The 13,699-nt window shown below is 68.9% G+C and carries 10 protein-coding genes; 2 read left to right on the plus strand and 8 right to left on the minus strand.

Features of this window, described 5'->3' with window-relative positions; all coding sequences use genetic code 11:
• Nucleotides 1–67: 67 nt before the first annotated feature.
• Complete coding sequence (locus tag CNE_RS07270) at nt 68–1,282, plus strand: efflux RND transporter periplasmic adaptor subunit (RefSeq protein WP_041227882.1); 1,215 nt, start codon at nt 68–70, stop codon at nt 1,280–1,282.
• 4 nt (nt 1,283–1,286) lie between these two features.
• Nucleotides 1,287–4,400 (plus strand): efflux RND transporter permease subunit, encoded by a 3,114-nt coding sequence (locus tag CNE_RS07275; protein WP_013956478.1) that lies wholly within the window; start codon nt 1,287–1,289, stop codon nt 4,398–4,400.
• A 13-nt stretch (nt 4,401–4,413) separates the two neighbouring features.
• On the opposite strand, the gene CNE_RS07280 is transcribed toward CNE_RS07275, so the two are convergent.
• From CNE_RS07280 to CNE_RS07315, 8 genes are all read right to left on the minus strand, one after another.
• Entirely contained in the window at nt 4,414–5,433 is a 1,020-nt protein-coding gene (locus tag CNE_RS07280) for an NAD(P)H-dependent flavin oxidoreductase (RefSeq protein ID WP_013956479.1), read from the minus strand.
• Between the two features lie 14 nt (nt 5,434–5,447).
• Nucleotides 5,448–6,440 (minus strand): acyl-CoA dehydrogenase family protein, encoded by a 993-nt coding sequence (locus CNE_RS07285; protein ID WP_013956480.1) that lies wholly within the window; start codon nt 6,438–6,440, stop codon nt 5,448–5,450.
• Between the two features lie 26 nt (nt 6,441–6,466).
• Entirely contained in the window at nt 6,467–7,633 is a 1,167-nt protein-coding gene (locus CNE_RS07290) for an acyl-CoA dehydrogenase family protein (RefSeq protein WP_013956481.1), read from the minus strand.
• 38 nt (nt 7,634–7,671) lie between these two features.
• A complete protein-coding gene (locus CNE_RS07295; RefSeq protein WP_013956482.1) occupies nt 7,672–9,225 on the minus strand; it encodes an acyl-CoA synthetase in 1,554 nt (517 codons plus the stop codon).
• 22 nt (nt 9,226–9,247) lie between these two features.
• Entirely contained in the window at nt 9,248–10,177 is a 930-nt protein-coding gene (locus tag CNE_RS07300; protein ID WP_013956483.1) for an SDR family oxidoreductase, read from the minus strand.
• Between the two features lie 38 nt (nt 10,178–10,215).
• Nucleotides 10,216–11,196, minus strand: coding sequence for a Bug family tripartite tricarboxylate transporter substrate binding protein (locus tag CNE_RS07305; RefSeq protein WP_041228366.1), 981 nt, complete (start codon nt 11,194–11,196; stop codon nt 10,216–10,218).
• A gap of 78 nt (nt 11,197–11,274) precedes the next feature.
• The gene (locus CNE_RS07310) at nt 11,275–12,462 is read right to left on the minus strand and encodes a lipid-transfer protein (protein ID WP_013956485.1); all 1,188 of its coding nucleotides are present in this window, start codon (nt 12,460–12,462) and stop codon (nt 11,275–11,277) included.
• 34 nt (nt 12,463–12,496) lie between these two features.
• A complete protein-coding gene (locus tag CNE_RS07315) occupies nt 12,497–13,636 on the minus strand; it encodes an acyl-CoA dehydrogenase family protein (RefSeq protein ID WP_013956486.1) in 1,140 nt (379 codons plus the stop codon).
• Nucleotides 13,637–13,699: the final 63 nt, after the last annotated feature.

Genomic DNA, 13,699 nt, shown 5'->3' on the forward strand with positions numbered 1-13,699 from the left:
CCGGGCGCAGGGATTGCGTTCACCGGCCAGTCTTGTCAGTGGTTCCCATCCGACTCGTTGCCTACCGATGCCAGTGCTTTGCCAAGTGCCGGAAGTTGCGGCTGCAGATACCCCTGTCGTTACGATGCCGCCGCGCCATATCGGTCGAGGCGCGACCGTAGCCGCACTTTTGACGGCCAGCCTGCTGGCCCTGGCCGGCTGCGGCAAAAAGGCCGAGCCGGCGCCGGAGGTGCGCCCGGTGCGCCTGATGCAGCTGAGCCCGCACAACGGCAAGACCGCCTTCGAGTTCTCCGGCGACGTGCGTCCGCGCGTGGAGTCGCGGCTGGGCTTCCGCGTGGGGGGCAAGATCGCCGCCAGGCTGGTGGATGTGGGCGCGGTGGTCAGCAAGGGCCAGCCGCTGGCGCGGCTTGATCCCACCGACCTGTCGCTGGCCGAGGCCGGTTCGCGCGCCCAGTTCGAGGCCGCGAAGACCGACCGTGACCTGGCCGCCGCCGACCTGAAGCGCTACAAAGACCTGTTCACCAGGGGCTTTATCAGCGCTGCCGAGCAGCACCGGCGCCAGGCCAACTACGACGCCGCCGAATCGCGGCTGCGCCAGGCCCAGGCCGGGCTGCGCAGCCAGTCCAACCAGACCGGCTACTCGGTGCTGCATGCCGACGCCGACGGCGTGGTCACGGCGATTGATGCCGAGGTGGGCCAGGTGGTGACGCCTGGCCAGCCGGTGGTGCGCGTGGCGCAGACGGCAGAGAAGGAAGTCGCCATCGGCCTGCCCGAAGACCAGGTCGACCTGCTGCGCGGCATTACCGACGTGACCATCCATACCTGGGCCGAGCCGCAGCGCACGCTGCCTGGCCGCGTGCGCGAGATTGCCGCGGCGGCCGACCCGGTCACCCGCACCTATGCCACCCGCGTGACGGTGCCGAACCCGCCCGCCGACCTCAAGCTCGGCATGACCGCAGTGGTGACCTTCATGCGTACCGGCGCCACCCCAGCCATCCGGGTGCCGCTGACCGCGCTGCTGCAGGAGCAGGGCCGCAACCAGGTCTGGATCTATGACGCCGCCGCCGGCACGGTCAAGCCGGTGCCGGTGACGCTGGGCGAGGCCATCGGCAACGAGGTGGAGGTGCACCAGGGCCTGGCCCCGGGCCAGACCATCGTCACCGCCGGGGTGCACCTGCTGCGCGCGGGCCAGAAGGTGCGCCCGCTGCAGACGGTCGCGCCTGCGGCAGGACCTGCATCCGCCCCGGCATCGGCACCGGCCGCCACCCCGAAGCAGGGGTGAGCGGATGGACCATTCCCGCTTCAACCTGTCGCGCTGGGCGCTCGAGCACCAGCCGCTGACCCGCTACCTGCTGGTGGTGCTGCTGCTTGGCGGCATGCTGGCGTTCTTCCAGCTGGGCCAGGACGAGGACCCGCCCTTTACCTTCCGCGTGATGGTGGTGCAGGCCTTCTGGCCCGGCGCCACCGCCGAGCAGATCGCCGTTCAGGTGACGGACAAGATCGAGCGCCAGCTGCAGGAAGTGCCCTATGCGGACAAGATCCGCAGCTTCTCCAAGCCGGGCGAGACCACGGTGATCTTCCAGCTCAAGGACACCTCGCCGGCGAAGGAGACCGCGCAGGTCTGGTACACCGTGCGCAAGAAGATCGGCGATATCCAGCAGACGCTGCCTGCGGGCGTGCGCGGGCCGTTCTTCAATGATGAGTTTGGCGACGTGTACGGCACCATCTACGCGCTCTCGGCCGACGGCTTCAACTACAAGGAGCTGCGCGAGTACGCCGACCTGGTGCGCCAGGAACTGCTGCGCGTGCCGTCGGTGGCCAAGGTGTCGCTGATCGGCCTGCAGGACGAGAAGGTCTTCATCGAGTTCAACCAGGCGCGCTTTGCCCAGCTGGGGCTGGATATCAACGCCATCGCCGACCAGATCTCGCAGCAGAACAACCTGACCGGCAGCGGCGTGCTGGTCACCCCGACCGATAACCTGCAGGTGCGCCTGTCGGGCCAGTTCGCGAGCGTGGAAGACCTGGAGAACCTGGTGCTGCGTGGGCCCAACGGCATCGCCAATATCCGCCTGGGCGACATCGCGCACGTCTACCGCGGCTATGTCGACCCGACCCAGACGCGCATGCGCTTCAACGGCAAGGACGTGATCGGGCTGGGGATCTCGATGCAGAAGGGCGGCGACATCATCGAGCTGGGCAAGAACCTGCGCGCCGCGTTCGACCGGCTGCGCACGCAGTTGCCGGTGGGGATAGAGATGGACCAGGTGCAGGACCAGCCGGAGGCCGTCAAGCGCTCGGTTGGCGAGTTCGTGCACGTGCTGATCGAGGCGGTGGTGATCGTGCTGGCCGTGAGTTTTGTCTCGCTGGGCCTGCATACCCGTCCGCTGCGGCTGGACGTGCGGCCGGGCCTGGTGGTAGCGCTGACCATCCCGCTGGTGCTGGCGGTGACCTTCCTGTTCATGCATATCTTCGGCATCGGCCTGCACAAGATTTCGCTCGGGGCGCTGATCGTGGCGCTGGGGCTGCTGGTCGATGACGCCATCATTGCGGTCGAGATGATGGTGCGCAAGCTGGAAGAGGGCTTCTCCAAGATGGAGGCGGCCACCTTCGCCTATACCTCCACCGCGATGCCGATGCTGACCGGCACGCTGATCACCGCGGCCGGCTTCCTGCCGGTGGGCCTGGCACGCTCGACGGTGGGCGAATATACCTTCGCGATCTTTGCGGTGACGGCGCTGGCACTGGTGCTGTCGTGGCTGGCGGCGGTCTATTTCACGCCCTACCTGGGCTACCTGCTGCTCAAGACCCGCGGCCCGGGCGCGGGCGAGGCCCACGAGGTCTTCGACACGCCGTTCTATGCGCGCTTTCGCCGGCTGGTGGACTGGTGCGTGACCTGGCGCAAGGTGGTGATCGCGATCACGCTGGTGGCCTTCGGGCTGGGCATCTACGCCTTCAAGTTTGTCGAGAAGCAGTTCTTCCCGGATTCCAGCCGCCCCGAGCTGATGGTGGAGCTGTGGATGCCCGAGGGCACCAGCTTTGCCCAGATGGAAACCGAGGCCAAGCGCTTTGAGCGGCTGGTCGGCAAGGACCGCGAGGTCGAGAGCCTGACCACCTTCGTTGGCACCGGCGCGCCGCGCTTCTACCTGCCGCTGGACCAGATCTTCCCGCAGACCAATGTGGCGCAGGTGATCGTGATGCCGGTCAGCACCGAGGTGCGCGACGCGCTGCGCCGCCGCATCATCAAGCTGATGGATGCGGAGTTCCCGTACCTGCGGGGCCGCGTCAAGCTGCTGCCCAACGGGCCGCCGGTGGCCTATCCGGTGCAGTTCCGCGTGATCGGGCCGGACGCCGCCGGGGTGCGCCAGCTGGCCGACCAGATCAAGGCCGAGATGCGCGCCAACCCCAACACCGTCGGGGTCAACGACAACTGGAATGAGAACGTCAAGATGCTGCGCCTGGAGATCGACCAGGACAAGGCGCGCGCACTGGGCGTGACCACCAATGCCATCGCCCGCGTCACGCAGACCGTGCTGAGCGGCGTGCCCGTGGGCCAGTACCGCGACGGCGACAAGCTGATCGACATCCTGATGCGCACCCCGCGCAATGAGCGCGATGCGATCTCGGACCTGAACAACATGCTGGTGCCGACCAACACCGGGCGCATGGTGCCGCTGACGCAGGTGGCGCGCGTGACGCTGCGCTCGGAGCCGGGCGTGGTGTGGCGCGAGAACCGCGACTTCGGCGTAACCGTGCAGTCCGATGTGGTCGACGGCATCCAGGGCCCGACGGTGACCGCGCAGATCAACCCGAAGCTGGACAAGCTGCGCGCGCAGCTGCCGCCGGGCTACCGCATCACCGTGGCCGGCGCGGAAGAAGAGAGCGGCAAGGCCGGCGCCTCGATCGCGGCGCAGCTGCCGCTGTGCATCTTCATCATCTTCACGCTGCTGATGCTGCAGCTGCACAGCTTCTCGCGCGCGACCATGGTGTTCCTGACCGGCCCGCTGGGCCTGATCGGCGCCGCCGCCACGCTGTTGCTGCTGCGCGCGCCGATGGGGTTTGTGGCGCAGCTGGGCATCACCGCGCTGCTGGGCATGATCATCCGCAACTCGGTGATCCTGGTCGACCAGATCGAGCAGGACGTCAGCGCCGGCGTGCCGCAGTGGACCGCCATCGTCGAAGCCGCGGTGCGCCGCTTCCGGCCGATCATCCTGACCGCCGCCGCGGCGGTGCTGGCGATGATCCCGCTGTCGCGCTCGATGTTCTGGGGGCCGATGGCGGTGGCGATCATGGGCGGGCTGATCATCGCCACGGTGCTGACGCTGCTGTTCCTGCCGGCGCTGTACGCGGCGTGGTTCCGCGTCAAGCGGCCGGAGGATGGCGTGGGAGCGCTGGCAGGCTGAGGCGCCGCGCGGTTCAGGCTGCGCGGGGGCCTGCGCAGAAGGTTTGTGCGAAGGTCTGAGTGAAGGCCGAAGCTGCCCGCGACGCCTCCGCCATCAGCCCGGCCACGATCTGCGCGGCCGGCTCGATCGCGTCGCAGAAGCCGCCGGCCGGTCCCAGCGAGACGATGCCGGCATCGACCTCGCCATCGGCATAGACACGCTGGCGCGTGCGCGACGACAGAATCAGGTCGCCGAACTCGGTATGGCTGCGCGCCCCGGCCGCTTCCAGGCGCTGCACCTCACGCGCGGTCTCGTTGGCCAGCACCCGCCAGGTGTCGCCCAGCGAGCCGAGGATGGCGGTGGAGCAGTGCTGGTCGGAGTCGACGATGCGCTGCTTGAGCGCCGCATGCGCGCGGATCTCGGCCGCGACCATGAAGCGGCTGCCCATCACCACGCCGTCTGCCCCCATTGCCAGCGCTGCCGCGATCTGCCGGCCGTTGCCGATGCCGCCGCCCAGCAGCAGCGGCACGCTCAGCCGCGCCAGCGCAAAGGCGCCGTTGACGAAGGTGGGCAACTGGCTCGCGCCCGGGTGCCCGCCTTCTTCCATGCCGACCAGCGTCACCGCATCCACGCCCATGCGTTCGGCGCTCAGCGCATGGCGCACGCTGGGGCATTTGTGGATCACGATGGCGCCGCCCTGGTGGATCGGATCGACCAGGCCCTCGGGCGCGCCGCCGGCGGTCTCGAAGCAGCGCACGCCTTCGTTCAGCGCCACATCGATCCACGCCTGGACGTTGCGGTTCTGCTCCGGCCGGCGCGCCAGCGTCAGGTTGACCCCGAACGGCTGGCCCCCGGCCAGGTCGCGGCAGCGGCGCAGGTCGTCGCGCAGCGCGGCCAGCGAGTCGAACGAGCGCGCGGTGATGAACCCCATCGCGCCGGCATTGACCATGGCCGCGACCATGCGCGATTCCCCCAGGTGATGCATGCCGCCCAGCAGGATCGGGTGGCGGATCGACAGCAGCTCGGTGATGCGGGTACGGAATGTGGCTTGCATGGGGAGGCAGGGGTTCACGCCGCGAGCGTCTCGCGCACGAAGTCGGTAATGGTTGTCTGCGGCTGCGCCAGCAGGGCCTGGCCGGCCAGGCGGTTCCAGTACGCCTCGGAGCCATCCGCCATGCGCCACTCGTGCAGGCGCCGGGTGTAGAGCTGCAGGTCGTATTCCTCGGTCACGCCGATGGCGCCGTGCAGGGCGTGCGCGGTGGCGGCGACCAGTGGCACCGCCATGCTGGTGCGGGCCTTGGCGATCGCAACCGGCATGCGGGCAGGAAAGGGGCCGTCGCCGGCAAAGGCGAGCTCCGCCGCGATCCCCGCCGCCGCCACATGCTGCGCCATCACGCTAAGCTGGTGCTGCACGGCCTGGAACTTGCCGATCGACTTGCCGAACTGGGAGCGGTCGTTGCAGTACTGCAGCGTCATGTCGAACACGCGCCCCATCGCGCCCGCCATGGCGGCGGCGTGGATGGCGGCGCTGAAGGCGCGCACGCGCTCGCCATGGTCGCCGACCGGACCCGGCAGGTCCCGCGCGGCCCATACCAGCGTGGCCGCCAGGCTGCCATGCACGCCGGACGGCTGGCGCGATGCCTGCGACGCATCGAGCAGCAGCATGCCGCCTTCCACGTTGGCCAGCACCCAGTCCGCGATCGCGCCAAAGGGCAGCAGCGGTGCGGTGATGGTGCCGTCGGCGCCACGCGCGCACTGGCCGGCCAGCGTGATCATGCCGGCCGGCGCCGCCTCGCCCGTGGGCGCCAGCAGCGCGCGGGCAGCGATGGCCTGCGCCGCCGGCAGCGGCAGCGCGTGGCTGCCGAAGAGGGTGAAGACCGGTCCGATCGCCTGCAGCGGCAGGGCCGCGCCGCCCGCGGGTTCCGGCGCCATCAGCTCCAGGAAGCCGGTATCGGCCAGTGCCGCCCACAGCGGCGCGGGTGACGCACCGCCCTCGATGGCGCGCAGCGCGGCCGGGGTGGCGTGATCGCGCAGGATGTCTTCGATGGCTTCGGTAAACATGTCGTCTCTCTGGAAGTCTGGTTGGCTCAGCGCAGGCCGAGGCCGCGGGCGATCATGCCGCGCAGCACTTCGCGGGTGCCGCCGCGCAGCGAGAAGGTGGGTGAGATCTGGCTCAGGAAAGCCACCGTGCGGTACAGCTCGGGGTCCGGCGCCGCGCCGGGGTCGGCGCTGGTCACGGCTTCGAGCAGGGCCGGGATGGACTGCTCGAAATCCGTGCCCAGGTCCTTGACCAGCGCCGCTTCCACCACCGGGCTTTCGCCGCGCGCCAGGCGCGCGGTCACGGCCACCGACAGGCTGCGCAGCGTGGCCAGCTGGGTCACGAAGCTGCCGAGCAGTGCGGCATTGGCGGCATCGGCGTCCGAGGGCTGGCCGGCGCGCAGCGCCTGCACCCAGAGATCCACCAGCACGATGCTGGAATAGAGCCGCTCCGGCCCACTGCGCTCGAACGCCAGCTCCGCCGTGACCTGCTCCCAGCCGCCGCCTTCCTCGCCGACCAGCGCGTCGTCGGGAAGGAACACGTCGTCGAAGGTGACCTCGGAGAAATGCGCGTCGCCGGTCAGGTCGACGATTGGGCGCACCGTGACACCGGGCGCGGCCAGGTCGATGATGAACTGCGACAGCCCCTTCTGGCGGTCTTCCGGCACCCCCGACGAGCGCACCAGCGCGATCATGTAGTGGCAATGGTGGGCGTTGGTGGTCCAGATCTTGCGCCCGCTCAGGCGCCAGCCGCCATCGCAACGCGTGGCGCGGGTGCGCACGCTGGCCAGGTCCGAGCCGGAGTCTGGCTCGCTCATGCCGATGCAGAAGAAGGCGCTGCCGTTGCAGATGCGCGGCAGGTGGAAGTCCTTCTGCGCCGGCGTGCCGTACTTCAGGATCAGCGGGCCGCTCTGGCGGTCGGCGACCCAGTGCGCGGCCACCGGGGCGCCGGCGGCCAGCAGCTCTTCCACCAGCACGAAACGGTGGAACGCATCCATGCCGGCGCCGCCATAGCTGGCCGGCAGCGTCACGCCAACCCAGCCGCGTTGCGCCAGCCGGCGGCTGAAATCGGCATCGAAACCCATCCACGAGCGCGCGCGGATATCGGCGCTGGCGGCTGGCAGGTGCTCGGCCAGGAAGCGCCTGACTTCGGCGCGCAAGGTTTCCGCCGCGGGCGGCAGCGCGGTCAGGCGGAAGGCGTCCAGCAATTGGCTCACGTCGTACTCCTTGGTGGCGGCATGCATTGCCGCCACGGTCATTGGGCTTTCCAGTAGCGGTCGCGCAGGGCCTGCTTGTACAGCTTGCCGGTGGGCAGCCGCGGCATGGCGTCGGTGAAGTCGATCGAGCGCGGCACCATGTAGCGCGCCACCCTGCCGCGCAGGTATTCGAGCAGGGTCTCGGCAAGTTCGGGGGACGGCGCGATGCCCGCGGCCGGTTCGACGATGGCCTTGACCTCTTCGCCCATCTCCGCATTGGGGACGCCGATCACGGCGGCGTCGCCGACGCTGGGATGCACCACCAGCGCGTCCTCGATCGCCTGCGGGTAGATGTTGACGCCGCCGGAGATGATCATGAACGCCTTGCGGTCGGTCAGGTACAGGTAGCCGTCTTCATCCATCCGGCCGATATCGCCCACCGAGGTCCAGGTGGGGTGGCGCGGGTGCTGCGCGGCGCGGGTCTTCTCCGGATCGTTGTGGTAGTGGAACGGCAGGGCTTCGCGCTCGAAGTAGACCAGCCCGCTTTCGCCGCAGGGCAGTTCGTTGCCGTCCTCGTCGCAGATATGCAGCACGCCCACCAGCGCCTTGCCGACCGAGCCCGGGTGCGTCAGCCATTCCGCCGTGTTCAGCGTGGCCACGCCGTTGCCTTCGGTGGCGGCGTAGTACTCGTGCACGATCGGTCCCCACCAGGCGATCATCTCGCGCTTGATTTCCTGCGGGCAGGGGGCTGCCGCGTGGATCGCCACGCGGTGGCTGGACAGGTCGAAGGCCTCGCGCTGCGCCGGCTCCAGCTTAAGCATGCGGATGAACATGGTCGGCACCCACTGGCTGTGGGTGACGCGGTAGCGCTCGATCATGCGCAGCGCCTCGACCGCGTCGAACTTCTCCATGAAGACCACGGTGCCGCCGCCGAACTGGGTCTCAAGCCCATAGCCGAGCGGTGCGGTGTGGTACAGCGGCGCGGGCGACAGGTAGGTGGTATCGGCGTCGAAACCATAGCGAACGAACTGGGCCCGGCGTGGCGAGCCCGAGCCTTCGGTCACATAGCCCTGCGGCTGCGCGCGCACGATGCCCTTGGGCCGGCCGGTGGTGCCGGAGCTGTAGATCATGGTCGCGCCCATCCATTCTTCGGCCAGGCGCCCGGCCGGGTGCGCGGCGATGGCCGCTTCGTAGCTGTCCCAGCCGGGAATGGTGCCGTCCACCATCAGCCGGCTGCGGCAGGTCGGCATCAGGTCCGTCAACTGGGCAGCCAGCTCGCGCATCGCGTAGGAGGTCACCACCACCTGCGCCTTGCTGTCCTCGATCAGGTAGGCGGCTTCGGGCGCGGTCAGGAAGCGGTTGACGGGGGTGATCAGCAGCCCGGAACGCAGCGCGGCCCAGCACAGCTCAAAGCAGCGCATATTGTTTTCGAGCACCATCGCGATATGGTCGCCGCGGCGTAGGCCAAGCGCGTACAGGTACTGGGCAAAGCGGTTCGAGCGCTGGTCCAGCTCGCTGTAGCTCAGGACCTCGCCGGTGGTGCCGTTGATGGCGGCGGGCTTCTCAGGGTTCAGGGCGGCGTGATCGCCCAGGTACTTGGGGGTCGGTGTCATGGTGCGGTGCTCGGTGCGGTGATCAGGCGGCGGGGATCTCGCCCGACGTGTCGGCATTGGCCGCGGCCTGGCGGACCAGCGCGGGAATCAGTTGGCCAAGCTCGGCGGCGTCCCAGCGGCCTGACTTCTCGATGCGCGGGCCGGCGTGCCAGCCTTCGGCCACCGTGATGCGCCCGCCGCGCACGCCGAACACGCGCCCGGTGACGTCGCCGGACTCGACGCTGCCCAGCCAGGCCACCAGCGGCGCCACGTTGCCGGCATCGAGCGGATCGAAGCCCGGCACGGCGCCGGCGGTGAACTCGTTGCGCCGCTTGGCGAAGATGTCTTCGGTCAGCCGGCTCATCGCGGTCGGGTAGATCGCGTTGACGGTGACGCCGTAGCGGTCCAGCTCGCGCGCGGCGATCACCGACATCACGGCGATGCCGGCCTTGGCCGCGCCGTAGTTGGACTGGCCGGCGTTGCAGTACAGGCCGGACGACGAGCTGGTGTTGATCATGCGCGCGGCGCGCTGGCGCCCCGCCTTCGATTCCTCGCGCCAGTAGGCGGCGGCGTGCCGCGACGGCGCAAAGGTGCCGCGCATATGCACGCGGATCACTGAATCCCAGTCCTCCTCGGTCATGTTGACCAGGGTGCGGTCGCGCAGGATGCCGGCATTGTTGACCAGTACGTCGAGGCCGCCGAAGGTGTCGATGGCGGTGCGGATCATGCGCTCGGCGCCGGCCCAGTCGGCCACGTCGTCGAAGCTGGCGATGGCCTCGCCGCCGGCGGCGCGGATCTCGGCCACCACTTCCTGGGCCGGGCCGCTGGCGGCACCGCCGCCTTCGCCGCGCCCGCCGAGATCGTTGACGACCACTTTCGCGCCCTGGCGGGCGAACTCCAGCGCATATTCGCGCCCGATACCGCGACCGGCACCGGTGATGACGGCAACGCGGTCCTTGCAAAGCTGTGACATGGTGAATCCTGTTTTCTGGGTTGTGCAGGGCGGCGCCTTCAGCGCGCGCTGACGTCGTAGTTCTTGACCAGTTCCCCGTAGCGCACCCGCTCCGAGGCGATCATGGCGCGCATCTGCTTGCCCGGCTCGGCCAGCACTTCGGCATAGGCCGTGCGCGCGGCGAAATTGCGGAATTCCGGCGTGCCCAGCGCCTTCAGCAGCGACGCCTCGAGCTTCTGCGCGATCGGCTCGGGCGTCTTGCTGCTGACGCCAAAGCCGATCCACACCGACAGCTCATAGTTGGCCACGCCGCTTTCACGCACGGTTGGCACGTCGGGCAGTTCAGGGTGGCGCGCGCGGGTGGTCACGGCCAGCGGGCGCAGCTTGCCGGCGCGCAGCAGCGGCAGGGCGCCGCCGACATCCAGCAGGGCCAGGTCCACCGCGCCACCCATCAGGTCGGTCTGCACCTGCGCCGCGCCCTTGTAGGGAATGTGGTTCAGGTCGATGCCGGCCATCTGCTGCAGCTGCAGCCCGCCCAGGCGATAGTGGTAGCTGTAGTTGGCCAGGCTGACCGTATGCGGCTTCCTGCGCGCGGTGGCGAGGACGTCGGCAACGCTCTTGTAGGGCGAATTGGCGCCCGTGACCAGCACCGCCGAAGCGCGGATCGCGGCAGCCAGCGGGCGGATATCGCGTGGGTCATAGGGCAGCTTGTCGTTGACCAGCGGGTTGATGACCATGGCGCTGGGCGAGATCATCAGGATGCTGTAGCCGTCAGCCGGCGCGTTGAGCAGGCTCTGCACGGCGATGATGGTGTCGGCGCCGGGGCGGTTCTCGACCACGGCCGGCTGGCCCAGGTCCTTGCCCACCAGCTCGGCGACGAAGCGGGTGACGGTGTCTGAGCCGCTGCCCTGCGTCAGGGGCACGATAAAGCGCAGCGGACGCGAGGGGAAGTTGTCGGCGGCGCTTGCCGGCAGCGCCGGCAGCAGCATCGCGCAGGCCAGGCCAAGGCCCAGCAGGCGGGAAAGCGTGGAACGTTTCATGGCGGTCTCCTTGCGGGGCACTGCCGGCAGCACGATGCTGCCGGCGCGCCACGTCATTGCTTGGGTTCGGTCCAGGGCTCAGTACTTGCCGTACAGCGTCACCACGCACGCGCCGCCGAGGCCGAGGTTGTGCTGCAGCGCCAGCTTTGCGCCTTCCACCTGCCGATGCTCGGCGGTGCCGCGCAGCTGGTGCGTCAGTTCGTAGCACTGGGCTAGGCCGGTGGCGCCCAGCGGGTGCCCCTTGGACAGCAGGCCGCCCGACGGGTTGACCACTACCTTGCCGCCGTAGGTGTTGTCGCCGTCCATGACGAATTTCTCGGCGCCGCCTTCGGGGCAGAAGCCCAGGGCTTCGTACGAGATCACCTCGTTGTGCGCGAAGCAGTCGTGCAGCTCGCACACATCGACGTCCTCGGGGCCGATGCCGGCGTGCTCGTAGACCTTGTTGGCCGCCGCGCGCGTCATGTGGGTGCCGACGTAGTTCAGCATGGACGGCGGGTCGAACGAGGCGGGCGGATCGGTGGTGAGCGCCTGCGCCACGATCTGCACGCCGGTGCGCAGGCCGTGCTGGCGGGCAAAGCGCTCGGACACCAGGATTGCGGCCGCGCCGCCGCAGGTCGGGGGGCAGGCCATCAGGCGCGTCATCACGCCCGGCAGCAGTTCCACGTCGTTCATCACGTCTTCGGTGGTGACGACCTTGCGGAACAGCGCCAGCGGGTTGTTGGCGGCATGGCGGCTGGCCTTGGCGCGCACCGCCGCAAAGGTCTCCATGCGGGTGCCGTAGCGCTGCATATGCTCGCGGCCGGCGCCGCCGAAGGTGCGCAGGGCCTGCGGCAGGTGCGCCATGTCGGCGGTCAGCCCGTGCATGATCGGCTGGAAGCGGGCGCGGGTCACGGGGCGGTCATCCCAGTGCGACTTCAGCGCGCCTGCCTGCATCTGCTCGAAGCCCAGCGCCAGCACGCAGTCGGCATCACCGCTCTCGATCGCCTTGCGCGCCAGGTAGAGCGCGGTCGAGCCGGTCGAGCAGTTGTTGTTGACGTTGATGATGGGGATGCCGGTCATGCCGACTTCATACAGCGCGGTCTGGCCGCAGGTGGAGTCGCCGTAGACATAGCCGGCAAAGGCCTGCTGCACCTGCTCGTAGCCGATGCCGGCGTCCGCCAGCGCGCGGCGCGTGGCTTCGGCGCCCATTTCGGTGTAGCTCAGGCTTGCGCCGGGCTTGGCGAAGGGGATCATGCCGACGCCGGCAACCAGGACTTTCTCGCTCATGATGGATTCCTGAAGGAGGTTTCGAAAAAGGGGCTCAGAGCTTGCGTGCGATCAGGTCGCGCAGTACTTCGCTGGTGCCGCCGAAGATGCGGGTCACGCGCATGTCGACAAAGGCGCGCGCGATCGGGTACTCGAGCATGTAGCCGTAGCCGCCGTGCAGCTGCACCATGTCGTCGATGCACTTCCACAGGGTCTCGGTGGCGTACAGCTTGGCGATGGCCGCCTCCTGCAGCGACAGCTTCTGCACCATGTGCTTGCCGATGTAGTAGTCGACCATGGTGCGCACCGCCACGGCCTGGGCCTTGACGTCGGCCAGCTTGAACTTGGTGTTCTGGAAGTCCCACACGGTCTGATTGAAGGCGCGGCGCTCCTTCACGTACTGCAGCGTCAGCTCAAGCTGGCGCTCCAGCTTGGCGGCGCAGTAAGCGGCGATGATCAGACGTTCCTGCGGCAGCTCTTCCATCAGGTGGATGAAGCCGCCGTTCTCGTTGCCGATCAGGTTGGTGACCGGCACGCGCACGTTGTCGAAGAACAGCTCGGCGGTGTCGGCGGCGTGCTGGCCGACCTTCTCCAGCTTGCGCCCGCGGCGAAAGCCCGCGCGCTCCGCCTCGACCATGATCAGGCTCACCCCCTTGGCGCCCGCAGTCGGATCGGTCTTGCAGACCACCACGATCAGGTCGGCATTCAGGCCATTGGAGATGAAGGTCTTGCTGCCGTTGATCACGAACTCGTCGCCGTCGCGTACGGCGCTGGTACGGATCGACTTCAGGTCGGAGCCGCTGCCGGGCTCGGTCATGGCGATGGCCAGGATCTTCTCGCCGCGGCAGATCCCGGGCAGCCACTTGCGCTTCTGTTCCTCGGTGCCCAGGCGCACGATGTAGGGTGCGGTGATGTCCGAATGCACCGAGAAGCTCGGGCCGGAAATGCCGGAACGGTGATATTCCTCGGCCAGCACGGCGGAGTGGCCGAAATCGCCGCCGCCGCCGCCGTATTCCTCGGGCACTGTGACGCACAGCAGGCCTTCGCGGCCGGCCTTGAGCCAGGTCTCGCGGTCGACGCAGCCGGCCTGGTCCCAGGCGGCCTGGCGCGGCAGGCATTCGCGCTCGAAGAAGCGGCGCGCGGTTCCCCTGAACATCTCGTGGTCTTCGCGATAGACGTTGCGGATGATTTCCATCGATGGCTCCCGGTCTGACTGGTGGACGGCAGCGGTGTCGCTGCCTCGTTGGATCCAGTGTGG

This window comes from Cupriavidus necator N-1 (genome assembly GCF_000219215.1).
Classification (GTDB): domain Bacteria; phylum Pseudomonadota; class Gammaproteobacteria; order Burkholderiales; family Burkholderiaceae; genus Cupriavidus; species Cupriavidus necator.